The organism is Shouchella miscanthi, assembly GCF_007725405.1.
GTDB lineage: Bacteria > Bacillota > Bacilli > Bacillales > Bacillaceae_D > Shouchella > Shouchella hunanensis.
In genome coordinates, this window is sequence record NZ_CP042163.1 from 99068 (window position 1) to 122560 (window position 23493).

24 protein-coding genes and 1 tRNA gene are annotated in these 23493 nt (G+C 40.9%); 21 read left to right on the forward strand and 4 right to left on the reverse strand.

Features of this window, described 5'->3' with window-relative positions:
- Positions 1–16: 16 nt before the first annotated feature.
- The gene (gene spoVT, locus FPV17_RS00435) at positions 17–556 is read left to right on the forward strand and encodes a stage V sporulation protein T (protein WP_035395114.1); all 540 of its coding nucleotides are present in this window, start codon (positions 17–19) and stop codon (positions 554–556) included.
- A 93-nt stretch (positions 557–649) separates the two neighbouring features.
- The gene (locus FPV17_RS00440) at positions 650–1285 is read left to right on the forward strand and encodes a YIP1 family protein (protein WP_144557399.1); all 636 of its coding nucleotides are present in this window, start codon (positions 650–652) and stop codon (positions 1283–1285) included.
- Between the two features lie 52 nt (positions 1286–1337).
- Here FPV17_RS00440 and murG read toward each other — a convergent pair whose 3' ends face one another.
- Both murG and FPV17_RS00450 read right to left on the reverse strand, forming a co-directional pair.
- Positions 1338–2396, reverse strand: coding sequence for an undecaprenyldiphospho-muramoylpentapeptide beta-N-acetylglucosaminyltransferase (murG, locus tag FPV17_RS00445; RefSeq protein WP_144557401.1), 1059 nt, complete (start codon positions 2394–2396; stop codon positions 1338–1340).
- A gap of 26 nt (positions 2397–2422) precedes the next feature.
- The gene (locus FPV17_RS00450) at positions 2423–3031 is read right to left on the reverse strand and encodes a YIP1 family protein (protein ID WP_035395116.1); all 609 of its coding nucleotides are present in this window, start codon (positions 3029–3031) and stop codon (positions 2423–2425) included.
- Positions 3032–3208: 177 nt separating this feature from the next.
- Here FPV17_RS00450 and FPV17_RS00455 point away from each other — a divergent pair, with 177 nt between their 5' ends.
- Genes FPV17_RS00455 through FPV17_RS00470 form a run of 4 tightly spaced genes read left to right on the forward strand, consistent with a single transcriptional unit; the run spans position 3209 to position 7161 of the window.
- A complete protein-coding gene (locus tag FPV17_RS00455) occupies positions 3209–4801 on the forward strand; it encodes a putative polysaccharide biosynthesis protein (protein ID WP_144557403.1) in 1593 nt (530 codons plus the stop codon).
- A gap of 15 nt (positions 4802–4816) precedes the next feature.
- Positions 4817–6265: a bifunctional methyltransferase/pyrophosphohydrolase YabN gene (gene yabN / locus FPV17_RS00460; protein WP_367614623.1), complete on the forward strand. Its 1449-nt coding sequence runs from the start codon at positions 4817–4819 to the stop codon at positions 6263–6265.
- 12 nt (positions 6266–6277) lie between these two features.
- Positions 6278–6532 carry an RNA-binding S4 domain-containing protein gene (locus tag FPV17_RS00465; protein ID WP_035395120.1) on the forward strand — a complete coding sequence of 85 codons (255 nt, stop codon included), beginning with the start codon at positions 6278–6280 and terminating at the stop codon, positions 6530–6532.
- Positions 6532–7161 carry an HAD family hydrolase gene (locus tag FPV17_RS00470; RefSeq protein WP_144557407.1) on the forward strand — a complete coding sequence of 210 codons (630 nt, stop codon included), beginning with the start codon at positions 6532–6534 and terminating at the stop codon, positions 7159–7161. Before FPV17_RS00465 ends, FPV17_RS00470 begins: the two co-directional genes overlap by 1 nt.
- A gap of 46 nt (positions 7162–7207) precedes the next feature.
- Here FPV17_RS00470 and FPV17_RS00475 read toward each other — a convergent pair whose 3' ends face one another.
- The gene (locus FPV17_RS00475) at positions 7208–8179 is read right to left on the reverse strand and encodes a 2-hydroxyacid dehydrogenase (RefSeq protein WP_035395121.1); all 972 of its coding nucleotides are present in this window, start codon (positions 8177–8179) and stop codon (positions 7208–7210) included.
- A 214-nt stretch (positions 8180–8393) separates the two neighbouring features.
- On the opposite strand from FPV17_RS00475, the gene FPV17_RS00480 reads away from it, so the two are divergent.
- On the forward strand, positions 8394–9443 hold the full coding sequence (locus FPV17_RS00480) for an NAD(P)/FAD-dependent oxidoreductase (RefSeq protein WP_144560380.1): 1050 nt from the start codon (positions 8394–8396) through the stop codon (positions 9441–9443).
- A gap of 40 nt (positions 9444–9483) precedes the next feature.
- Here FPV17_RS00480 and FPV17_RS00485 read toward each other — a convergent pair whose 3' ends face one another.
- Complete coding sequence (locus tag FPV17_RS00485; protein ID WP_144557409.1) at positions 9484–9966, reverse strand: hypothetical protein; 483 nt, start codon at positions 9964–9966, stop codon at positions 9484–9486.
- A 102-nt stretch (positions 9967–10068) separates the two neighbouring features.
- Here FPV17_RS00485 and yabP point away from each other — a divergent pair, with 102 nt between their 5' ends.
- From yabP to cysK, 14 genes are all read left to right on the forward strand, one after another.
- The gene (yabP, locus tag FPV17_RS00490) at positions 10069–10383 is read left to right on the forward strand and encodes a sporulation protein YabP (protein WP_078439973.1); all 315 of its coding nucleotides are present in this window, start codon (positions 10069–10071) and stop codon (positions 10381–10383) included.
- The gene (gene yabQ / locus FPV17_RS00495) at positions 10383–10940 is read left to right on the forward strand and encodes a spore cortex biosynthesis protein YabQ (RefSeq protein WP_035395124.1); all 558 of its coding nucleotides are present in this window, start codon (positions 10383–10385) and stop codon (positions 10938–10940) included. Before yabP ends, yabQ begins: the two co-directional genes overlap by 1 nt.
- 11 nt (positions 10941–10951) lie before the next feature.
- The gene (locus tag FPV17_RS00500) at positions 10952–11329 is read left to right on the forward strand and encodes a septum formation initiator family protein (protein WP_246117095.1); all 378 of its coding nucleotides are present in this window, start codon (positions 10952–10954) and stop codon (positions 11327–11329) included.
- Between the two features lie 76 nt (positions 11330–11405).
- On the forward strand, positions 11406–11858 hold the full coding sequence (locus FPV17_RS00505; RefSeq protein WP_144557411.1) for a S1 domain-containing RNA-binding protein: 453 nt from the start codon (positions 11406–11408) through the stop codon (positions 11856–11858).
- A 140-nt stretch (positions 11859–11998) separates the two neighbouring features.
- Positions 11999–12072, forward strand: a tRNA-Met gene (locus tag FPV17_RS00510).
- A 310-nt stretch (positions 12073–12382) separates the two neighbouring features.
- Positions 12383–14905 carry a stage II sporulation protein E gene (gene spoIIE / locus FPV17_RS00515; RefSeq protein WP_437183320.1) on the forward strand — a complete coding sequence of 841 codons (2523 nt, stop codon included), beginning with the start codon at positions 12383–12385 and terminating at the stop codon, positions 14903–14905.
- A gap of 63 nt (positions 14906–14968) precedes the next feature.
- On the forward strand, positions 14969–15694 hold the full coding sequence (locus FPV17_RS00520) for a vWA domain-containing protein (protein ID WP_035395128.1): 726 nt from the start codon (positions 14969–14971) through the stop codon (positions 15692–15694).
- Positions 15669–16634, forward strand: coding sequence for a serine/threonine protein kinase PrkT (gene prkT / locus FPV17_RS00525; protein WP_052007982.1), 966 nt, complete (start codon positions 15669–15671; stop codon positions 16632–16634). Before FPV17_RS00520 ends, prkT begins: the two co-directional genes overlap by 26 nt.
- Positions 16635–16652: 18 nt before the next feature.
- Positions 16653–18035, forward strand: coding sequence for a tRNA lysidine(34) synthetase TilS (gene tilS, locus FPV17_RS00530; RefSeq protein ID WP_144557413.1), 1383 nt, complete (start codon positions 16653–16655; stop codon positions 18033–18035).
- Between the two features lie 40 nt (positions 18036–18075).
- On the forward strand, positions 18076–18615 hold the full coding sequence (gene hpt / locus FPV17_RS00535; RefSeq protein ID WP_186370691.1) for a hypoxanthine phosphoribosyltransferase: 540 nt from the start codon (positions 18076–18078) through the stop codon (positions 18613–18615).
- A 69-nt stretch (positions 18616–18684) separates the two neighbouring features.
- Positions 18685–20673, forward strand: a complete 1989-nt coding sequence (ftsH, locus tag FPV17_RS00540; RefSeq protein WP_060705844.1) for an ATP-dependent zinc metalloprotease FtsH — start codon at positions 18685–18687, stop codon at positions 20671–20673.
- A 50-nt stretch (positions 20674–20723) separates the two neighbouring features.
- A complete protein-coding gene (locus FPV17_RS00545; RefSeq protein ID WP_035395131.1) occupies positions 20724–21491 on the forward strand; it encodes a type III pantothenate kinase in 768 nt (255 codons plus the stop codon).
- A 15-nt stretch (positions 21492–21506) separates the two neighbouring features.
- Positions 21507–22385, forward strand: a complete 879-nt coding sequence (gene hslO, locus FPV17_RS00550) for an Hsp33 family molecular chaperone HslO (RefSeq protein ID WP_035395132.1) — start codon at positions 21507–21509, stop codon at positions 22383–22385.
- Positions 22386–22521: 136 nt separating this feature from the next.
- The gene (gene cysK, locus FPV17_RS00555; protein WP_060705843.1) at positions 22522–23460 is read left to right on the forward strand and encodes a cysteine synthase A; all 939 of its coding nucleotides are present in this window, start codon (positions 22522–22524) and stop codon (positions 23458–23460) included.
- The last annotated feature ends 33 nt before the right edge of the window (positions 23461–23493 follow it).

Consider the following 23493-nt stretch of genomic DNA (forward strand, 5'->3'; position numbering starts at 1 on the left):
AAGCGAGGCTTTATGTATGAAAGCAACTGGAATTGTAAGACGTATTGACGATCTTGGCAGGGTTGTTATACCTAAAGAAATAAGAAGAACGTTACGCATTCGTGAAGGCGATCCGCTCGAAATATTTGTTGATCGAGAAGGTGAAGTGATTCTAAAGAAATACTCACCAATCTCTGAGTTAGGTGACTTCGCAAAGGAATATGCCGAGGCCTTATACGATAGTTTAAATCAATATGTGTTAATTTCTGATCGTGATACATATATTGCGGTAGCTGGCGCTTCTAAAAAAGAATATGCAAACAAGGCCGTTGGTGAAGTAATTGAAACTGTAATGGCTAACCGTAAATCTCACATGGAAGCGAATGCAGGCGAATATAACCTTGTTGGCGATCACAAAGATGATTATAAAGGCTACGTGGCGGCACCAATCATTGCTAGTGGTGATCCTATTGGTGCAGTTGTGATCTTTTCAAAGTCAGAAGCGCTATCAGGAAAACTAGAACAGAAAATGGCTGAAACCGCAGCTGGCTTTTTAGCCCGTCAAATGGAACAATAGTGTCAAAAAACATATGAGCGAGATCGCTCATATGTTTTTCTTTATTTCATTTAGTAGCCATGTAGAATAAAATAAAGAAAAAGGGAGGTTTATATGAGTACATTCTTTAAAGTTTGGATAAATCCGAGAGGGGTTATTCGTAACAAAATTGAGCAGGAAGCACAGGCACAACCATTTGGTAAATACTTACTTCTTGCCTACATATCTGGAATTTTTTCGATTATGTTTTCCTTTGAAATGGAAGCGCCTTTTTCAGCTTCAGTGTTTAGTCTTTCTGTATTTCTTGGTGCTATTGTTACGTCTGTGTTATCGGTATTTTTAATGCCCGTTTTGTTTAAATGGTTTGGTAGTTGGGTTGGAGGTAGAGGTTCGTTAGCAGAAGTGAGAGTCGCTGTTATTTATACACAAGTGTTACCTCAGATTTTTATTGGCATTTTACTATTACCTTTTATCTTACTAATTGGTGAGAGCTACTTCTTAGTTTTTGAAAATTCTTTAGAGCCCCAGCTTAGCGGCTTACAAAATTGGGCACTACTTGTTGCATCCTTACTTCTGATTGTGTTATTTATATGGCAATTTATTGTAATGCTACAAGGGTTAGGAGAGGCACATGGTTTTTCAGCGTGGAAGTCATTACTCGTCTATATTATTTTTACTGTTTTATTAACCATCTTCTTAGTCATTGTTGGTTTAATCTTGGCGTTAACGATTGGCATACTGTTTATTTAGACGATAGAAAAGGCCCCCAGTCTACTAGACAGGGGGCCTTTTCTCGTACAGATTAGATTCGGTTTAGTTGTTCAATAATGAGAGGAACGGCGCGAGTTGCTTCGCTTTTCTGCATCGTTGTTAATATAGGCTCGCGATTCGCATATAAAGCGTGGATTTCTTTTACGAGTGCATCGCCTTTCATAGATTCTTCCTCTAGCATGTGGGCATAGCCATTCTTTACAAACGTTTGTGCGTTCAAAATTTGGTCACCACGGCTACTCTGTCTCGACAACGGGATAATAAGCATAGGGATTTGCAATGCAAGAAATTCAAAAATAGCATTTGACCCACCCCGGGTGACAACGATATCTGCGGCTTGCATGAGGTGGGGAAGCTCTTCATGCACATATTCATATTGTTTATAGCCACGCTTCCCTTCTAGTGCGGGATCAAGATGGCCTTTTCCACAGATATGAATGATTTGATACGTATTAAGCAAATCCTCTAGTGATTGACGAATGCCTTCATTAATCGCCTTAGCCCCTAAACTTCCACCCATTACGAGTAGTACGGGTTTCTGTTTAATAAAGTCAGTGAGTGCCAACCCTTGTGTACGTGAACCAGACATTAAATCATCACGGATGGGTGAGCCGACAACGTTTGTTTGTTCGCTAGGAAAGTGTTTTGCTGTTTCAGCAAATGACGTGTAGAACATCTTTGTAAAGCGCTTGGCAATTCGATTGGCTAAGCCGGGCGTTAAGTCACTTTCATGTAAGTGAACAGGAATGCCAAGTGAATAAGCTGCAATCACAACTGGAACCGTTACGAACCCGCCTTTAGAGAAGACCACATCAGGTTTCTCTTTTTTTAAAATTTTACGAGCCTGTCTAAGGCCGTTTGAGATTCGAGCAAGATCTGTTACATTTTTCATATCGAAATAGCGTCTTAATTTGCCACTAGAAATTCCAAAATAAGGAATATTGTTTTTCTCCACAAGTTCTCTTTCAATGCCATCGTAAGAACCAATATAAGCGATGGACCACTTGCTTCGATCCATCTGATGAATAATCGCTAAGTTCGGTGTTACGTGTCCTGCGGTTCCTCCACCAGTAAAAATAATTTTTTTCATTCCATACCTCTCCGTCTATTTCAATCTTAACCGATTAGTAAGTGTGCTAGTAAATCGACTACAATGTACAGCCCTGCAAGACATCCAATCATGGCGATGATGACAAGCAGGGCTTTCAAGATACCAATCTTTTGTGCTTCGGAATAAGCAATCAAAAAAATGGCGAAAACCCAAACGACTGTTAAGTCAATCATGACTGAGCCGAAACTAACGATCGTACGTAAGATCGGCGTTTGGGCTTGAAGGGTGAGTAAAGCGAGACCAAATAGAATCAAATTAATTAAACCAACAAAAATGCCAGGCATAAACAAAGCGTAAACAAATACTTTTCGTGTCGCTTTGACGTCACCGTTTCCTCCATACCAACCGCCTACATGGCCAAACGCAAAACTAAAGCCGTAATAAAGGATCGGTCCAGTAAATGCCCCAATTAAAATGGTAATGACAAGTGGAAGGAAATTACCTGTAGAAGCTAGAAGCAACGTTTCACTTCTAGAAAACCAAAAACTGGTTAACCCTCCAAAAATAATGGATAGTATGAGAGTCGCTTGTTTATGTATATCACTTTTTAATGTATCTTTCATTGTTTGGCGAGGCGCAACCCATATGGCGAGCCATGGATTTGTTTGTTTCAAGCAATCACCTACTATATCATATCTTTTGTTCTTATCATACCATGTTTTATGATTATGTATGAATAGGCTGAAAAAAGAATTAAACATGATAAGAATTCTAGTTCAATTTCGTGATGAGATAAGTTCGACAACATGCAAGGATGATGCTATTTTAGAAAGGTAAAGGGGGAAGAGTACTTGAATACATCACACGTGCTAAAAGGGGCTTTCCTCTTATCGGTTGCTGCACTCGTAACGAAATTATTAAGTGCTGTCTACCGAATTCCTTTTCAAAATATGGCTGGAGATCTAGGTTTTTATGTCTATCAGCAAGTCTATCCTTTCTTTGGCATGATGACAATCCTAGCCTTATATGGTTTTCCTGTTGTGCTGTCAAGGCAAATTGCTGAGAAAAAAGCACAAGGAAAAGATGAAGAAGTCAACGAATTATTAAGCTATACGTTTTTAGGATTATCGCTAGTATCCATTGTGATATGCGCGCTCTTTATAGTCTTTTCACGCCAACTTGCTTTATTTATCGGGGATGAATCTCTTACAGATGTCATTCGACTTGTTGGGTTTGGGTTTTTATTTCTACCTGTTTTAAGTATTTTTAGAGGAGCTGGGCAAGGGATAAATCATATGACGCCGACAGCACTATCGCAAGTAAGCGAGCAATTTGTTCGGGTGCTAGCCATTCTTGTTTTAACGTATGTGTTAGCCTCTAGAGGATATGATGCCTACGTAATAGGGGAAGGTGCTATCTATGCCTCTCTTCTAGGTAGCGTAGTTGGCTGTGCTTTTTTACTTGTGCTAGCGAATAAAAAAGATATGCGTTTTCATACTCAACTTTCTTTCAAAAAGTTTTTCCGCCATCAGGCTGTTTTTTTAAAGCAAAGCTTGTTTATTTGTTTAAATTCACTTATTTTATTGCTATTTCAAGTTGTTGACGTTATGACCGTTGTACGCTCCTTACAAGCAACATCGATGTCCGATGTCGCGATCTACACAGCAAAAGGAGTCTATGATCGCGGCCAGCCTTTAATTCAATTAGGGACCATTTTAATTACATCGATTGCTCTAGCCGTTGTACCATTATTATCAAACGCCCTCGCAACGAAAAGGTACAAGGATGCGCGACGCTATCGCGATGTCATGATGAGACTAACGATTCTGCTAGGTGGTGGGGCAACAATTGGGCTGTTTTTATTAATGGATTCAATTAACACCATGCTTTTTACAAACCAAGCAGGTACCGAAGTATTAAGAGTGTTTGTTTTGTCCATTTTTCCTTGTTCTATCTATTTGGCTGGGGCTGCTATTATTCAAGGGTATGGACGCATCCATATTCCGGTCTATGCAATCGTTGCAGGTATAGGAACAAAAATAATTGGAAATGTGATGTTTATAACGGTAATGAAGTCTACGATGGGTGCAGCCCTTGCAAATGTGTTAGCCTTTACAGTGATGATGGGCATTGTGCTGTATTCGCTAAAAAAGATTGATCAGCGACTGTTTGTACAAAAGCAATCATATGTAATATTGCTTATCGTGCTGCTCAGTATGGGGGTACTCGTACTTGGGGTTAAGGCAGGAATGAATCAATGGCTTTCTTTACCAAGTCAACGAAGTGTTCATGCAATCCAAGCCCTTACTCTTGCAGGAATTGGTGCAGGTTATGTAGGGGTGGCAGTATTGTTTAGCAATATTTTTACGGTGCGAGAATGGGCTAGTGCGCCTAAATTAGCGGCTTTACGGAAACAGGTTATTCAAAAGTTTATTAACAAATAGAGGTGTACGATGGGAATGATTAAAGTAGTTGGTTTAGGAGCAGGAGAATTAGATCAGATGCCACTAGGTGTGTATCGTACCTTGAAGGGAGCACCGGATGTCCGTGTGCGTACCCTTGATCACCCGGTTGTGGCAGACTTGCAGCAAGAAGGCGTAACGTTTGAGTCCTACGACGAAACGTACGAGCGATTTGATTCGTTTGAAGCCGTATACAAAACAATAGTAAACGACTTAATCGATCGTGCTCAAGTGGAGGATGTTGTATATGCAGTACCAGGTCATCCGTTTGTGGCAGAGAAGACCGTTCAGCTCTTACAAGATGCAGCCGATCACCATCAGGTAAAGCTAGAAGTTGTTGGAGGGACATCTTTTCTCGATCAAATGTATACGAGCCTTAGAATTGATCCAATCGAAGGCTGTCAAATTCTTGATGGAACGGTATTGAAGCAAGAGGAAATTCAAATGCGTCATCATCTTATTATTGTCCAAGTGTATGATAGCCTCATTGCATCAGATGTTAAGCTTACGCTAATGGAAAGCTATCCAGACGATTATGAGGTGACAATCTGTACGGCTGCGGGTACGGCAGAAGAGGAGCTTGTACGCGTACCGTTATATGAGCTTGATCATCAAACGGAAGTAAATAATTTAACTGCTGTGTACGTGCCGCCAGTTCAGGATGAAAAACTCCTTTATAAGGACATACAGTATTTAAAGGGCGTTATTGCTCGGTTACGGAGTCCAGAAGGTTGCCCTTGGGATCGAAAACAAACGCATCAATCATTGAAGCGATTCTTATTAGAGGAATCGTATGAAGTGCTCGAGGCGATTGATCAAGAAGATGATGAACAGTTAACTGAAGAACTTGGGGATGTGCTCCTGCAAGTTCTCCTGCACGCACAAATTGGTGAAGAGGCAGGGTATTTTCAGCTTGCAGATGTTATTGAGACGTTGACAGAAAAAATGATTCGTCGACACCCGCATGTATTTGGGGACAAGTCTGTGCAGTCTGCTGAAGATGTGACATCGGTCTGGGAAGAAGTGAAACGAAAAGAAAAGGCAGACAGCAACATGTCACAGCCGAAGCGGTCGATTTCTTCCTTTCCTTCTATGTTGGCAGCAGCGGAAACGATGCAGAAAGACATTGCGAAAACCGGATTTGAATATGAAGCCATTGAACAAGTGTATGATAAAGTGTTAGAAGAGCTGAATGAAGTAAAAGCGGCTGAGGACCTAGAACTGGAGAAAGAATATGGTGATTTACTGCTCGCAGTTGTGAGCTTAGGTCGATTTATTAAGCAATCACCAGAAGTATCCCTGCATAAGGCATTAACGACTTTTCTAACAAGATTTGAGTATGTTGAAGCTCAAGCAGAAAAAGCAAGCATGACAATCGATGATGTGAATGTGACTACGCTGGACGCATGGTGGAAAGAAGCCAAGCGTTTAGAAAGCGATGAATAAAGGAGCCAACTTATGAGACTTGATAAATTTTTAAAGGTATCCCGTTTGATTAAAAGACGAACATTAGCTAAAGAGATTAGTGATCAAGGTAGAATTACGGTGAACGGTCAAACAGCAAAGGCCGGTACCACAGTTAAGCCCGGAGATGAGCTTTCTATTCGTTTTGGTCAAAAGCTCGTCACCGTTGAAATTAACGACCTAAGAGAAACAACGAAGAAAGACACAGCAGCAGAAATGTATACTATTGTGAAAGAGGAATCGGTCTAATGAAAGCATTTATTTTTGACATGGATGGGGTCATTATTAATAGCGAACCTCTGCACTTTGCCGTTGAAGCGGAACTTGCAAAGGAGAAGGGCATTACGTTAAAAGAAGGAGAGCTCGAATCCTACGTCGGTACACGCGCAGATGAGATGTGGTCTTCCTTGAAAGCAGAGCACCAGGCAGACTTTGATGTAGATACGCTGTTACAAGAGGCAAATGAAAAAAAATTAGCCTATTTACGCGACGCCAACATGGAACCCATTGATGGTATTCGAGAGTTACTTGAACAATTAAAAGAAAAAGGCTACAAGATTGGCCTAGGATCGTCGTCAACTGTTGCTTTTATTGATGCAGTCTTAACCGGATTCTCCATAAAAGATCAATTTGATGTTGTCTTAAGTGGGGAACAAGTAGCAAAAGGGAAGCCTGCGCCAGACATTTATTTAACAGTAGCTGATCGTCTAGGGGTTAGTCCTCAGCACTGCACGGTTTTAGAGGATGCTGCACACGGTGTTCAAGCAGGAAAAGCAGCTGGAATGACTGTCATTGGGTATGTGAATCCACATTCAGGAAATCAAGACTTGTCTAAGGCTGATTTACGTGTTGAAGACATCGCAGCTATTACCATCTAAGTAGGTAATATACATCAAAAAAGCGTACCATGGGGTACGCTTTTTTTTAGCCTTTAACAACATCGGTCGGTGTTTCGCCTTTAGCACCAGCGACAAGATTTTGAATGGCACGCATCGCCATCGCTTCTCTCGTAGCTGCAGTAGCCGAGCCGATATGAGGAGTAAGAGTAACATTTTTCATTGTTAAAAATGGGTGATCATGCGGTAATGGTTCGGTTTCAAACACATCGAGGGCTGCTCCAAAGATCTCGTTATTTTGTAAAGCCTCTATAAGTGCTCTTTCATCGATGACACTACCGCGAGCTCCATTAACGAGTAATGCGGTTGATTTCATCTTGCGTAAAGCGTCTTTATCAATGAGGTGCTTCGTTTCATCTGTCAGAGGAACCATTAATACGACGATATCTGAGCGTGAGAGCAGATCATCTAATTCCACTTTTTCAGCGTTATAGCGTTTCTCTGCTTCAGGTCGATGAGAACGATTGTGATAGAGGATGTTCATGCCAAATCCTTCCTTGGCTCGATGGGCGATTTTCTCACCAATTCGGCCCATCCCAACGATACCGAGTGTCTTCTCGTAAACATCTTGTCCAAATAAAGCGTCTGACGCTGTTTCTTTGCTCCATTCCCCGTTTTGAATGTGCGTATGTAATTCAGCGATTCTTCTAGAGCCGGATAAAATAAGACCGAACAGAAGGTCAGCTACCGTCTCGTCTAGTACATAAGGGGTATTGGTAAGCAACACACCCTCGTTTGCTAATCCTGTAGGGTCAAATTTGTCATAACCAACAGTTGCCGTACTAATCACTTTTAATCGGTCGCACCCTTCTACAAGCGCTGCATCCACTGCATGACCGGTAAGCAACGCACCATCAACTTGTTTCAAGATGGCTCTTAAATCATCCTGTTGCAGTGTCTTCTGTTGATCCCATATCGTATAAGAACAATGCTGGGAAAGGTACGTTAATGCGCTTTCAGGAACAGGGTGTGCTAAGAATACTTTAGGTTTGCTCAACATAAATCACTCCTAAGGGTGCCTTTTCTAGTAACTATAAGGCTTACGCAAATAGAAATCAAAAGAAAACCTTACCGTTGCCAATGAGGAAAATGACACGATTGTGTAAAATGTTTGACTTGAAATTCAAGCGATTGTTGCATACACTGTATTTATATATGAGAATGATTTTCATTATCCTGGCGAAATTGGAGGAAGGACCGTGCAACAAAACGAGATGTACGATCTTACAATTATTGGTGCTGGGCCTGCTGGGCTGTACAGTACGTTTTATGCGGGAATGCGAGACTTAAAAGTAAAATTAATTGAATATAATAGCGAATTGGGCGGAAAGATTCTCTTTTACCCGGAAAAAATTATTTGGGATGTAGGAGGCATGCCACCTACACCGGGGGCAACTCTTATCGATCAATTAGTTAATCAAGCAAATACATTTGATCCAACGATTTGTACAAACGAACATATTGAGAAGATGGTGCGTGAGCCTGACGGAACGTTTACACTTTTTAATGATAAAGGTGATAAGCATTATAGCAAAACGGTTTTGCTAGCTTCAGGTCACGGAATTCCTGTTATGCAGAAGTTAGAGCTAGAGGGTGCAGATCGTTTTGAGGTGTCTAATCTTCATTATACGGTAACTCAAATTGAAAGTTTTCGAGATAAGCGCGTGTTAATATCAGGTGGCGGAAACGCTGCGGTGGATTGGGCAAATGAATTAGTCGGTGTAGCAAAAGAAGTCATTGTCTGCCACAGAAGGCACGATTTTGGAGGACACGAAAAAAACGTCGCTCATATGAAATCAAAAGTAGAGCTGCGAACACCGTTTCAAATTAAAGAGCTACATGGTGAGCTAGCAGCCATTGATTCAGTGACTCTCGCGCATTGTGATACTCAACTTGAGGAGCGGTTTGACATTGATGCTGTCATTGTAAACCACGGTATGAAGATGGACGGGTGTTTTCTAATGGAAGCGGGCTTAGAGTTAGAGGCAGATGGATTTGTCCGTGTTTCGCCATGCATGGAAACCAGTCAGCCTGGAATCTTTGCTGCTGGAGATGTGACAAGGCATGCAGGCAAGCTTCAATTAATTTCAGGTGCATTTGTTGAAGGGGCTACAGCTGTGAACGGCGTTAAGCAATACCTTGATCCTGCTGCGACTAAACAAGCGTACGTTTCTTCTCATAATGAAAAGTTCAAACAACGAAACCAAGAAATTAAAATTGAACATAAGCATAAAGATAAACGAAAGAAACTAGAATTTACGTAAGATATGTAGGGCGATTCTGTCCACTACATATCTTTTTTTATTACCCTTGCTGTAACTCGGCGATGACTTGTTGAATGGAACGTGGATCTTTAGCACTCATTGAATCTCTTGTGAGACGAAAATAAGTCCGTTGACGATAGAGATAGAGAGTCGTAACCTGTTGGTTTTGAAATATCTTACGGACTGCTTGTATCTCATTTTGTTCACCTGTTAATGGCTGTAGCTGGAAGTCAGGTACAATGAGGGCGCTCATATAGCGCAAAAAAGATAGAAGCGTAGTATGGACATGATAGGAAAAAATCGTGTTCTCGTTCATTATGAGAACCGCTTGATTAGGCCAGCTGCTTTTTTGTAAAGCGGCGTATAGAAGAGCGGCGTCGTCGGATTCAGTCAAATAAGAAGACGTGCACAAAACAAGGTTAGCACCAGTACATTTGACGTCGTTGAACGTATGGATGTGCTGGATCTGTGGCGACATCAAGCTCTGTTCATCCATCGTCTCTGTGAGCAAATAGACGGTCATTTGTCATTCTCCTTCTTGTCGGAATAAATAGCTTGTTCTACCATACTTAAGCACTGCATAAGTATCAAGTAAAGAACTGTTTTTTCGAGGAGCGTGCATAGTATGGATCAAACAAACTACGAGTTTGGAGCACCAATGGGAAGGGAAAGAAAAAACAATGACCACGATATTACGATTAAAGGTCGCAAACAATTAGATATTACAGGTGTGAAGCAAGTAGATAGTTTTGATAATGAAGAGTTTTTATTGGAAACGGTCATGGGGTACTTATCAATTAAAGGTCAAAATTTGCATATGAAAAATTTGAATGTCGAGCAAGGGAATGTGTCAATAGAAGGAAAGATTTACGACCTTATTTATGTAGACCAGAATCAGCAAGGGAAATCAAAAGGATTATTTGGAAAGCTATTTAAATAATGACACTAACTGTGCAGTTTCTATCAATGTTATCAATGGCCGCGATGGGCGTATGGCTCGGAGCGGCTTTAGATACCTATCATCGGTTTATTGGTAAGAAACATTCCTTCGACATTCAAACAGCAGTAGCAGATTTTTGTTTTTGGACGGTACAGGCTCTACTCGTTTTCTATATCCTTTATCAGGTTAATTTTGGAGAAGTTCGCATTTTTGTATTCATTGCTTTGATGCTAGGGTTTGCTGCATATCAAGCAATGTTTAAACATGTATACAACAAAATTCTTACCGGGATCATCTTTTTCTTCAAAAAACTTTTCGCTTTCTTAGTGTATGTTATAAAGACGCTATTGTTTAATCCTGTAAAATGGTTATTGCACATTTGTAGGCGTTTCGCTATGATGATAGTACTTACATTGTGGAGTCTTATCTTCTATTTGTTATGGAAACCACTTTATTTTGTCCTGTCTCTTCTAGGCGTTGTCAAAGTTGCCAAGAAAGGACAGCCTATCTTTGGAAAAATAAAGGGTTTCTGCGACCGTTTAATGAAGAAGAAGTAGAGGTGAGTAGTGTGGCGTCTAAACGAGCAACAATCAGAGAAATTGATACAAAGTATATGGAACAACGGCAGCAGGAGTTAGATCGACAATCAAAGCGACGTAAAGGGTTATACAGACGCTTAACATTTATGGGCGTCGTGTTTGGGGTTCTAATGATTGTATGCGGTATTACCTTGTTTAAACAATCGGCTCAAATTAGCGAGAAAAAGGCAGAGGTTGAGAGTTTGCAAACCGAGCAAGCAACGTTATTGGAAGAACGAGATTTCTTAAAGCAAGAGATTGAAAACTATCAAGACGTAGAGTATATTATGGAAATTGCAAGAAGAGATTATTTCCTTACATTGCCTGGTGAGCAAAGAATTAACGTAACGAAGCAAAACAGCGATTGACACGTTTTTTTGCTGTCGAGTATAATGTTTTCAAGTATGGAATTTACCTAAAATTTTAAGGAGGATGTACGTTTTCATGTCCATAGAAGCAGGCAGCAAGCTGCAAGGCAAGGTTACTGGTATTACACACTTTGGTGCATTCGTTGAATTACCAGAAGGAAAAACAGGACTTGTGCACATTAGTGAGGTTGCGGATCACTATGTTAAAGATATTAATGAACTATTAAAAGTCGGCGATGAGGTTACCGTTAAAGTCGTCAATGTAGAAAATGATGGCAAAATCGGACTCTCTATCCGCAAGGCTATTGACAAACCAGTAGAAGAAAAGAGACCGCCTCGCCCTTCTCATTCTGATTCACCGCGTCCGAATCGTCAGTCAGGTGGTTTCCGAGGTGGAAGTAAACCGCGTGTCACACCATCTTTTGAAGATAAGATGAGCCGTTTCTTAAAAGATAGTGAGGAACGCCTAACAACGATTAAACGTCAAACAGAATCAAAACGTGGCGGCAGAGGTGCGAAACGAGGTTAGCATGCAGCTTGTGTAACGTATCGTCCGTTATATAGAACGAATGGTTAAGAGAAAGAGTGAAAAGATCACTCTTTTTTCTTTTAATTCCTATTGACTTCAATAAAAAAAAGAAGTATATTAATAAGCGTCGTGAAAAACATGGCGGTGTAGCTCAGCTGGCTAGAGCGTACGGTTCATACCCGTGAGGTCGGGGGTTCGATCCCCTCCGCCGCTATCAAAGAAAAAAGATGACTCTCGTAAAGAGGGTCATCTTTTTTTATGTTATAGCTAGTGTGATGGATGATGGTAGAACCCATTTTTCTATTCTTAAACGTACTTTTGTCCGTCATTTGTTGGCAAAGGTAGTGTAAACTAGCAAGAATATGCTAGTCACCTTCTTAAAATTCTTACTTTTTGTGATTTTTTTTTGCTAGTTAAGCCGAAGAAGGTCGAAAGTCTTTTTTAACGCGTTACGTAATTCTGACAAATTCTGTTCTTTACAGTTGGTATAGTGACACTACGATATCTAAATAGGTGGTGGCGCAATCGTGAAAACAGAGAAGTCAAACGGAACGCTTTTAGCTACAGGTGCTTTTGAAAGAATAAATCATGTACAAGCCCGGTTACAAGTAAGTGGACAAGCTTTGAAAAACATGAGCAAAACACTTTTCTTTGAATGGGGTTTATTAATCGCTCTTGTTGGTTTTCTTCTAGGAAGAGCGATGATCTTAGCTGAGCTTACACCGTTTATCTTGCCATTTTTGGCTTCGGTCTTTTTACTGCGACGAAATCATGCTCTGATAGCTAGTATAGCGTTACTAGCGGGTACAGTATTTAGTTATCATGGAGAAATCTTCTTTGCTTTAATAGGAATGGCAATCTTTCTTTTATTATATAGAGGTGCCAAAACATTTTTGGATCAACCAGGAAAAGCCCTACCTTACTTAGTCTTTGGGGCGAGTATACTGACTCGACTTGGTTTAGTATTTGTCACAACTGGAACGATTAGTCAGTATGCCTTAATGATGGCAACCGTTGAGGCAGGCTTAAGCTTTATTTTGACAATGATCTTCGTACAGAGCATTCCGCTTATTACGGGAAAACGGGGCGGACAAGCTTTGCGAAACGAGGAGATTATCTGTCTTATTATTTTGCTTGCTTCCGTCATGACGGGGACGATAGGGTGGGCATTAAATGATGTTGTCATGCAGCATAGTCTTGCTCGCTACTTAGTGCTAATCTTCGCATTTGTAGGCGGTGCGGCGATTGGGTCTACCGTAGGTGTTGTAACGGGATTAATTTTGAGTTTGGCTAGTGTGGCGAGCTTGTATCAAATGAGTTTGCTTGCATTTGCTGGTTTATTAGGTGGTTTACTAAAAGAAGGAAACCGTATCGGTGTTGCCTTTGGGCTACTAGTTGGTACCTTATTAATAGGACTGTATGGGGATGGAGGCGGCAGTATTTTCGCTACTGTAGCCGAAACAGGTATTGCCATTGCGCTATTTCTACTGACCCCAAGAAGTTGGCTTCGATCAATAGCAAAGTATATACCTGGTACTGTTGAACACGCTCAAGAACAACAGCAGTACTTACGAAAAGTTCGAGATGCAACAGCAGGACGAGTCGAGCGCTTCTCTTCGCTTTTCCAAACGCTATCGAACAGCTTTAAAGTCCAGCAAAAAAGTGATGAAGAACAACATTCAAACGATGTGGATGTGTTGCTTAGTCACGTCACGGAAAAAACATGCCAAACGTGTATGATGAAGGAAAAATGTTGGGTTCAAAATTTTAATCAAACGTACGATTCAATGGCGAAGATGGTTGAACATATTGAAGTGAATGGGACAATGAATGATCCGAAATTGCAACGTCAGTGGAGAAGCCATTGTCGCAAGCCTGATCAAGTTATTGCAGCGATTCATATGGAGACAAATCAATATCGAGCTAATAAAGAATTAAAACGGCAAGTTCAGGAAAGCCAGCGCTTAGTAGCAGATCAATTATTAGGGGTATCTAGAGTGATGGGGGATTTCGCTAAAGAAATTCAAAAAGAAAAGCAGCCTCATTTAATTCAAGAAGAATATATGGTCGATGCATTGCGTGGTGCGGGAATTGATGTTGGTCATATCGACATTTATAGTATTGAAAGTGGGCGAATTGAAATTGAAATGAGCGTTCAATGTGATCATGATAATGGCGAGGCTGAAAAAATTATTGCACCGATGCTGTCAGACTTAGTAAAGGAGACCATCATATTAAAACGGGAGGAACCGCGTTTTTACGCGAATGGCTACAGTCATCTATCATTTGGTTCCGCTCAAGCATTTGTTATGGAATCAGGTGTAGCAAAAGTTGCAAAAGGAGGCGAATGGTTATCCGGGGACAATTATTCGATGATTGAGCTCAATAGCGATAAATATGCCATTGCTATTAGTGATGGGATGGGGAATGGTGAGAAAGCGTACTTAGAGAGTAGTGAAACGTTGGCACTTTTGCAAAAGGTACTTCAATCGGGTATAGAAGAAACCGTAGCGATTAAGTCAGTGAACTCCATTTTGTCTCTGCGCAATACAGAGGAAATGTTTTCGACATTAGATCTGGCGATGATTGATATGAACGATGCACACGCTAAATTTCTGAAAATTGGATCGACACCGAGTTTCATAAAGCGTGGAAACCGAGTATCAAAAGTGGAAGCTGGTAACTTACCGATGGGGATTATTCCCGAATTTGAAGTGGAAGTCGTGCAAGAGCAACTGCGAGATGGCGATTTACTTATTATGTGTAGCGATGGTGTGCTAGAAGCGAAGCGGTCTGTTGAGAACCGAGAACAGTGGATGAAGCGAATTATTTCTGAGATCGCGACAGACGATCCGCAAGAAGTTGCCGATATTATTTTGGAGCGGGTTATTCGCTCAGAGGATGGAAACATTATAGAAGATGACATGACGATTGTCGTCACACAAATAAAGCTACACAAGCCGAAGTGGACTTCCATTCCTATTCATCCTAAAGTTCAGAAGCAAAAGAAAAGCAGAGCGTTCTTTAAGCAAGCAACTGGAACGTAAGCGTATAAAAGCGTACCTTCATGGCGATGCTTGTAAGACTAAAAGCTAGCTGGAGGGAATGCAATGAAAGGGACTTTAAAGCAAATCTTACTTATAACAGATGGCTATTCAAATGATGGAGAAGATCCAATCGCGATTGCTCGACTAGCACAGGAGTTCGGAATCGCCGTCAACGTCATCGGTATTATGGGTGATCAAAAAGAAAATGCGCATGGATTAAACGAAGTAGAAGCGATTGCTGATGCTGGTGGCGGTGTAAGTGAGATTGTATATGCAAGACAATTATCGCAAACGGTTCAAGTGGTGACGCAGAAAGCGATGACGCAAACTTTACATGGCGTTATTAACCAAGAGTTAAAGCAAATCTTAGGTAAAGGAGAAGAAATGGATTCACTTCCCCCTGAAAAAAGAGGCGAGGTAATGGAGGTCGTAGACGAAATTAGTGAAACGGCTCATTTAGAAGTCTGTATTCTCATTGATACGAGTGCTAGTATGGCGAATAAACTTACTAAAGTTCAAGAAGCATTGGAAGATCTTTCAATTGGTTTACACTCTAGAACCGGGGATACGTCTTTCGCCGTTTATACATTTCCTGGACGAAAACATCCAATCGAAAAAGTAATGGATTTTTCGCCGACGTTAAACCGTTTAACGAAATTGCTAAGCAAGTTATCTTCAGGTGGGATGACGCCGACTGGTCCGGCATTAAAAGCGGCTCTTTCCGTTATGAAAGAAAGCGGCTCAAGAAGGAGAGTCATTGGACATGAAGACGACCAACTCTTCGGCTAAGCAAAAGCTGCTTACTCCTGGAACTGTTGTTACTGGAAAATGGAACCGACAGCATTATTCGATTGTGCGCAAGTTAGGTGAAGGGATAACAGGGGCAGTTTATCTTGCTCACTCAACCGAGCGGAAAGTGGCAATAAAGTTTGGCAATGATCAAATGTCCATTGCTCAAGAAGTCAATGTACTCAAAGAATTAAGTAAGGTTCAAGATACTTGTCTTGGGCCTTATTTATATGAAGTAGACGATTATGTAGAAGCAGGAAGCAAGTCAATCGTCCCTTTTTATGTGATGGAATATATTCAAGGGGTCGATTTTTTACGCTTTATGGAAGGGAAGGGCAGTGAATGGCTCTCTGTTGTCGTTTTACAGCTGCTTGATCAACTTCAAGGTCTACATGATCGCGGTTGGATATTTGGTGATATAAAACCAGAAAATATTATCGTCACAAAAAATGCGACAAGCGTTCGTTTGTTAGATGTAGGTGGTACAACAAAAAAAGATCGGGCCATTAAAGAGTACACAGAATTATATGATCGAGGGTACTGGCTCGGTGAAAGCCGGAAGGCAGAAGTAAGTTATGATCTTTTTTCTGTTGCCATTTTAATGATTCACTGTGCTTATCCCCAACAATTAAGAAAACAGCCTGGGAAGCCGCTTGCACAGTTAAAGAAAATGATTGAATCGTCGGAGCAATTAAAGCCGTTTAAGAAAAGTATGATTGGGGCACTTCATGGACACTATATACAAGCAGGTGATATGAAACAGGATTTATTGCGAACTCAATACCAAACGGAACCCTCATCTACACTTGATCGTCACTCTAATACAAGAATGTCACGAGCCAAAAAGCAGAAAAAAAGGCATGGGTATACAGAGTTATTTCTACTCATGACTTTTGTTGGTCTATTAATTACACTATACTTAGTGTTACAGATGTTGTAGGTAGGGCGTGATTGAACAGTGGAGCAAGAAGTGCAGCGTTTTATGACAGACAATCAATTGGTGGAAAAAGGGAATACGGTACTTGTAGCTGTCTCCGGCGGTGCCGATTCAATGGCTCTATTATCGTTGCTTGCTGACATGAGAGCGGAATGGTCGCTGACGATTTATGTTGTCCATGTAAATCATCAGTTGCGTGGAGAAGAGTCGGAGAAAGATTGCATGTTTGTGCAGAATTGGTGTCGAAAAAGGGGCGTTCATTTTCAAGATTACCGCGTCGATGTGAATGCACAAAAACAGACAGAAAAAGTGGGTACACAAGCTGCAGCTCATACGTTACGCTATCAGGCGTTTTCGACAGAAATGAATCGTGTGAGCGCCGATGTTTTAGCAACAGCCCATCATGGAGATGATAGTACGGAATCTGTTCTAATGAAGTTAAACCGAGGCACAACTCCTTATCTAAGATTAGGAATCGCCGCTAAAAGAGACTTTGAACAAGGGAGCCTCATTAGACCACTTCTTTGTGTAACAAAAGAAGCTATTCTTAAGTATTGTAACGAGAAAGAAATTCTCTATCGAGACGATTCAAGCAATGAGTCTGAAGGCTATACAAGAAACCGATTCCGGAAATACGTTGTCCCTGAATTAAAAAAGGAAAATCCGTTAAATCACATACATATTAGACGTTTTGAAGAGTGGCAACATGACGATAATAAAGTACTAATGGAGCTTGCAGAGGATCAATTAGCCAAAATAGTCATGGTAAAAGAGAAGGATACAGTCATAATTGATAAAGATCGCTATCTTAAACTAGCGATTCCTTTACAAAGAAGGGTGATTCATCTAATATTAAATTGTCTGTATAACAAAGGGATAGTCCGTGACTTCTCTTCATACATAGAGCAAATTGAGCTTTTCCTGCAAAGCCATTCGAACTTCGCATCAATTGACTTACGCAATGGATTAAAAGTTTACCGAGAAAACAATTGCTACAGGTTTACGCAAGAGGTTTATGTGGAATCAGATAATTACTGTTTAGAACTAAATGTGCCAGGGATGATCTCGACGCCGTTAGGAATGGTTGGTACGGAACTTCTTCCAACTATTGGTGAAGAGACAGTTGAATGTATGTATATCCCAGTATCGAGTTTTTCGTCTCCTTTATTTATAAGGAATCGACGACCGGGGGACCGTTTCAATCCAAAAGGTTTGAACGGTTCAAAGAAAGTAAATCGTGTTTTCATTGACCGAAAAATTGATTTACCCCGTAGGCATGACTGGCCATTACTGGTTGATTCGGCAGGTAACATACTGTGGATTCTTTTACTACATAAGGCTGAATTGCCTAAACAACAAGCATTTGACCACTATGTACGAATCGCGTTTGTAGGGAACACTTAAAAAAAGCAAATGGTATATAACAGGAGGTACAAGACGGTTGATGAAGAACGACATGAAAGAGATTTTACTAACCGAAGAACAGATCCAGAAGAAAATTAAAGAATTAGGGCATACTATTACGGAAGAGTATAAAGACCGCTTTCCTTTGTTCGTAGGTGTCTTAAAAGGTGCGCTTCCATTTATGGCTGATTTAGTTAAAGCTGTCGATACACACCTTGAAATGGATTTTATGGATGTTTCAAGTTATGGCAAAAGTATGGTTTCCTCAGGTGAAGTGAAAATCGTCAAAGATCTAGATACAAAAGTAGAAGGTCGAGATGTCCTCATTGTAGAAGATATTATTGATAGTGGTTTAACGTTAAGCTATTTAATTGAGCTTTTTAAATACCGCAAAGCAAAGTCTGTAAAAGTGGTTACCCTTCTTGATAAGCCTGAAGGAAGAAAAGTTGATTTAGTGCCGGATTTAACCGGGTTTATTGTACCAGACGAATTTGTTGTTGGGTATGGATTAGACTTCGCAGAACGCTACCGAAATTTACCGTACGTAGGCATCTTAAAGCCAGAAGTTTATGAAGGCTAATTATTGGTGTCCACGAACGTGTTATGGTAAGATAGGTGCAGTTTTGTTGGATGTGGGAGGAGGTAAAGGATGAAAGGACGTACGTTGCGTACTGTCTTAATTTTAGTTCTTGTCATGGTCGTTGTAATTGCTGCAGTGAATGCTGTGACAAGTGATCAATCTGAGACAACTCAAGTACGATACGATGAATTTATTGAAAGACTTGAGCAAGGCGAGGTTGAAAGCATAAACGTTCAACCAGAGCGTGGTGTTCTTATTGTAACAGGACGTTTCACAGATCAAAATGAAGATGAAAACTTCTCTACATCTGTTTTTAACTCTGAGGTTACGACTGGTTTCTTAGCAGAGATTGATAACGTTGAGATCTCTATCGAACCAGAAGAAGAGCAGAGCAACTGGTTTACAACTATATTATTTATTGCCCCATTCTTACTTATCGTCTTAATTATTATCTTTATGATGAGTTCGGCTCAAGGTGGTGGCGGCGGTGGTGGAAACCGCGTCATGAACTTTGGTAAGAGCAAAGCGAAGATGGTTAGTGATGAGAAGAAAAAAGCGAAATTTAAAGACGTTGCTGGTGCAGACGAAGAAAAGCAAGAGCTTGTTGAAGTGGTTGAATTCTTAAAAGACCCAAGACGGTTCTCGGCGATTGGCGCACGTATTCCTAAAGGTGTCCTCTTAGTAGGTCCTCCAGGTACGGGTAAAACATTGTTAGCTCGCGCTGTTGCAGGTGAAGCTGGTGTTCCTTTCTTCTCTATCAGTGGTTCTGACTTCGTTGAAATGTTTGTCGGTGTCGGTGCATCTCGTGTGCGTGACCTTTTTGAAAATGCGAAGAAAAACTCTCCTTGTATTATCTTTATTGATGAGATTGATGCAGTTGGACGCCAACGTGGAGCAGGTCTTGGTGGCGGTCACGATGAACGTGAACAAACGCTGAACCAATTGCTTGTTGAAATGGATGGTTTTAGTGCAAATGAGGGTATTATCATTATTGCTGCGACAAACCGTGCAGATATTCTCGATCCAGCGTTATTACGTCCAGGTCGTTTTGACAGACAAATTCAAGTTAATGCTCCTGACGTAAAAGGGCGTGAAGAAGTTCTTCATGTACATGCACGTAACAAGCCTTTACGCGAAGACGTTAAGCTTGATTTAATTGCTGTACGAACGCCAGGTTTCTCAGGTGCTGATTTAGAAAATCTTTTAAATGAAGCGGCACTCGTCGCTGCAAGAGATAATAAAAAAGAAATTGGTATGGAACATATTGAAGAAGCTATTGACCGTGTCATTGCTGGTCCTGCTAAGAAAAGCCGTGTGATATCCGCGAAGGAGAAAAACATTGTTGCTTGGCATGAAGCAGGTCATACTGTCGTAGGTGTGAAGCTAGAAAGTGCTGACACTGTTCATAAAGTAACAATTGTTCCACGAGGTATGGCAGGCGGGTATGCGATGATGCTTCCAAAAGAAGATCGCTACTTTATGACCAAACCTGAACTACTTGACAAGATTGTCGGACTTCTTGGTGGACGTGTAGCTGAGGAAGTGCAATTTGGAGAAGTATCTACTGGAGCTCATAATGACTTCCAACGTGCAACTGCTATTGCGAGAAAGATGGTAACAGAGTACGGCATGAGCGATAAGCTCGGACCAATGCAATTTGGTTCAACTTCTGGTGGTCAAGTTTTCTTAGGAAGAGATATCCAAAACGAGCAAAACTATTCAGATGCAATTGCCCATGAGATTGATTTAGAAGTACAGCGTATTATTAAGGACTCTTATGAGCGCTGTAAACAAATTCTTATTGAAAATAAAGATAGTCTAGACCTTGTGGCGCAAAAACTAATTGAATTAGAAACGCTAGATGCGGAACAAATTCAGTCTCTTATTAACGAAGGGAAGCTTCCTGAAAATCATCATGCAAATCGAAAAGATGATGACGTGAAAGTGAACATTCAATCAAAAGATGAGTCAGAGGATTTAAAAGGTGCTTATGAAGAGACGACGAATATGGAAGAAAATCGTCCTGCTTCCGAGGATCTGAACGATCGAAAAGAATAACACCTAAAGAGAGTGCATCTGCACTCTCTTTTTGTTCAGGGGGAGACTAAATGATTTTAACGATTGATATTGGAAACTCATCCATTGTAACAGGAATCTTCCGGGAAAATGAGCTTGAAACCCTTTTTCGAATGGCAAAGGCGACAGAAAAAACAAGCGACGAATACGGTATGCTTCTATATAGCTTTTTTCAACATCAGGACTATTCTCTTTCAGATGTGGAAGGCGTTATTCTTTCATCGGTTGTGCCAAGTATGATGCATCGTTTTAAGCGAATGTGCAGAGACTATTTTAACGTTGAGCCAGTTATTATTGGTCCAGGTGTGAAGACAGGCCTTAATATTCTTTACGAAGACCCTAAAGAAGTAGGGTCGGATCGAATTGCGAACGCTGTTGCCGCTCTATCAATGTATCAAGCTCCTTGTATCGTGGTTGATATTGGGACGGCAACAACCTTTTGTTACATTGATGAAAAGCACCGCTATCGTGGTGGAGTGATAGCGCCAGGTCCCGCGCTGTCAGTTGATGCCTTGTCTGAAAATGCTTCTAGGCTTCCACGTGTCGAATTGCAAAAGCCGGAAAGGATTATTAATAAGACAACCCTTAGCTCCATTCATAGTGGTACATATTACGGGTATTTATGCTTAATTGATGGTATGATTGAACGCATGAAAAAAGAGGTGTCACAACCTCACGCCGTTGTGATTGCAACTGGAGGTCTTGTCCATTTGTATGCAGAAGATTCGACGCAGATTCAATACGTGGATCAAAATCTAACACATAAAGGTCTGAAGCAAATATATGATCGAAATAAGTAAGAAGGAGTGTAGGCAATGAATGATTATTTAGTAAGAGCAACAGCATATAACGGAGAAGTAAGAGCAATTGCTTTAACAGCAACCGATATGGTGTCTGAAGCATGTAGAAGGCAAGGAACATGGCCAACGGCATCAGCTGCTCTTGGTCGTGCGATGATGGGCGGTACAATGATGGCTTCTATGCTAAAGGGTGAGGCGAAATTAACGGTTCGAATCGAAGGAAACGGTCCAATTGGGCAAGTTATTGTTGATAGCCATGCAGATGGATCAACAAGAGGAACGGTAACAAACCCTCACGTCAGTCCTGATTTAAACAGCCACGGTAAATTGGATGTAGCCCGTGTTGTTGGAACGGACGGAACGCTGTCTGTTGTGAAAGATTTAGGAATGAAAGAGCCTTTTACAGGTAGTGTCCCGCTTGTATCTGGGGAAATTGGTGATGATTTCACCTATTACTTCGCTAATTCCGAACAAACGCCATCCTCTGTTGGCGTCGGTGTTCTTGTTAACCCTGATGAAACCATTCTTGCAGCTGGTGGATTCGTCATTCAAATGATGCCAGGAGCGCAAGAAAGTACAATTATTGATATTGAACAACGTTTATCCAATGTCCCTGCTGTTTCGAAGCTTGTTGAAAAGGGTTTATCACCAGAAGAGATTCTTTATACGCTCTTAGGTGAAAGCAATGTAAAGTTACTAGAAACCAAACCTGTACAGTTTCAATGTTCATGTTCAAAAGAAAGAATCGCCAATGCCATTATTAGCTTAGGTCAAGCGGAAATCGACGCGATGATTAAAGAAGATCAAGGAGCCGAGACGACGTGTAATTTTTGTAACGAGACGTATACATTTACAGAAGATGAGCTTGTGTCGCTGCTCGATAATGCAAAATAAAAAAGGTTGGAGCGTTAGCGTTCCAGCCTTTTTGGTTCACACTGTTCTTTTTGATTGACTTATCAGAAAATGTCTGCTATTATTTTTGTAAATCGCATAAAAATACTAGGAATTAATCTAGAGGAGGCTTTTCAGTATGACGGTCGTCAACAACATTACTGAATTAATTGGTAATACCCCATTGGTTAAGTTAAATCGTTTAACATCAGAAGAGCATGCAGATGTTTACTTGAAGTTAGAATATCAAAACCCTGGAAGCAGTGTAAAAGACCGAATTGCCCTTGCTATGATTAATGCAGCAGAAGAAGCTGGAGAGTTAAAGCCTGGAACTGTTATTGTCGAGCCAACTAGTGGTAACACAGGAATTGGTCTAGCGATGGTTGCAGCGGCGAAAGGATACAAGACTAAGCTTGTTATGCCGGAAACGATGAGCTTAGAAAGAAGAAACTTATTAAGAGCATACGGTGCAGACCTTGTATTAACACCTGGGCCAGAAGGTATGGGTGGAGCCATTCGTAAGGCAACAGAACTAGCTAGTGAAGATGGCCATTTCATGCCGCAACAATTTGAAAACGGTGCAAACCCTAAAATTCACCGTGAGACAACAGGAAAAGAGTTGTTACAACAAGTAGATGGTCAACTTGACGGTTTTGTGGCTGGTATTGGAACTGGGGGAACGATTACAGGGGCTGGCGGCTTGTTAAAAGAAAACTTCCCACACTTAAAGGTAGTTGCTATTGAACCTCAGGATTCACCGGTTTTATCTGGTGGAAAGCCTGGTCCCCATAAATTGCAGGGAATTGGACCTGGATTTGTTCCTGGTATCTTAAATACAGAAATATATGATGAAGTACTAAAAGTATCAACGGATGAAGCGTTTGAGTATGCAAGAAGAGCAGCAAAAGAAGAGGGGATTTTAGGTGGAATTTCTTCTGGTGCAGCTATTTATGGAGCGCTTCAACTGGCGAAGGAATTAGGTCCAGGAAAAAAAGTGGTTGCGATTATCCCTTCAAATGGAGAGCGTTACCTAAGCACACCGCTGTATCAATTTGAAGAAGAAGAAGCAAAAGCATAATAGGGGATTTTTTACTTCCCGGGAAATAAAAAG

Excerpts from the sequence above, each read along its gene's own strand:
- spoVT (WP_035395114.1), top strand. The coding sequence starts at position 17 with ATGAAAGCAACTGGAATTGTAAGACGTATTGACGATCTTGGCAGGGTT.
- FPV17_RS00440 (WP_144557399.1), top strand. The coding sequence starts at position 650 with ATGAGTACATTCTTTAAAGTTTGGATAAATCCGAGAGGGGTTATTCGT.
- murG (WP_144557401.1), bottom strand. The coding sequence starts at position 2,396 with ATGAAAAAAATTATTTTTACTGGTGGAGGAACCGCAGGACACGTAACA.
- yabN (WP_367614623.1), top strand. The coding sequence starts at position 4,817 with ATGATTAAAGTAGTTGGTTTAGGAGCAGGAGAATTAGATCAGATGCCA.
- FPV17_RS00465 (WP_035395120.1), top strand. The coding sequence starts at position 6,278 with ATGAGACTTGATAAATTTTTAAAGGTATCCCGTTTGATTAAAAGACGA.
- FPV17_RS00470 (WP_144557407.1), top strand. The coding sequence starts at position 6,532 with ATGAAAGCATTTATTTTTGACATGGATGGGGTCATTATTAATAGCGAA.
- FPV17_RS00475 (WP_035395121.1), bottom strand. The coding sequence starts at position 8,179 with ATGTTGAGCAAACCTAAAGTATTCTTAGCACACCCTGTTCCTGAAAGC.
- FPV17_RS00480 (WP_144560380.1), top strand. The coding sequence starts at position 8,394 with ATGTACGATCTTACAATTATTGGTGCTGGGCCTGCTGGGCTGTACAGT.
- FPV17_RS00485 (WP_144557409.1), bottom strand. The coding sequence starts at position 9,966 with ATGACCGTCTATTTGCTCACAGAGACGATGGATGAACAGAGCTTGATG.
- yabP (WP_078439973.1), top strand. The coding sequence starts at position 10,069 with ATGGATCAAACAAACTACGAGTTTGGAGCACCAATGGGAAGGGAAAGA.
- yabQ (WP_035395124.1), top strand. The coding sequence starts at position 10,383 with ATGACACTAACTGTGCAGTTTCTATCAATGTTATCAATGGCCGCGATG.
- FPV17_RS00505 (WP_144557411.1), top strand. The coding sequence starts at position 11,406 with ATGTCCATAGAAGCAGGCAGCAAGCTGCAAGGCAAGGTTACTGGTATT.
- FPV17_RS00520 (WP_035395128.1), top strand. The coding sequence starts at position 14,969 with ATGAAAGGGACTTTAAAGCAAATCTTACTTATAACAGATGGCTATTCA.
- prkT (WP_052007982.1), top strand. The coding sequence starts at position 15,669 with ATGAAGACGACCAACTCTTCGGCTAAGCAAAAGCTGCTTACTCCTGGA.
- hpt (WP_186370691.1), top strand. The coding sequence starts at position 18,076 with ATGAAGAACGACATGAAAGAGATTTTACTAACCGAAGAACAGATCCAG.
- ftsH (WP_060705844.1), top strand. The coding sequence starts at position 18,685 with ATGAAAGGACGTACGTTGCGTACTGTCTTAATTTTAGTTCTTGTCATG.
- FPV17_RS00545 (WP_035395131.1), top strand. The coding sequence starts at position 20,724 with ATGATTTTAACGATTGATATTGGAAACTCATCCATTGTAACAGGAATC.
- hslO (WP_035395132.1), top strand. The coding sequence starts at position 21,507 with ATGAATGATTATTTAGTAAGAGCAACAGCATATAACGGAGAAGTAAGA.
- cysK (WP_060705843.1), top strand. The coding sequence starts at position 22,522 with ATGACGGTCGTCAACAACATTACTGAATTAATTGGTAATACCCCATTG.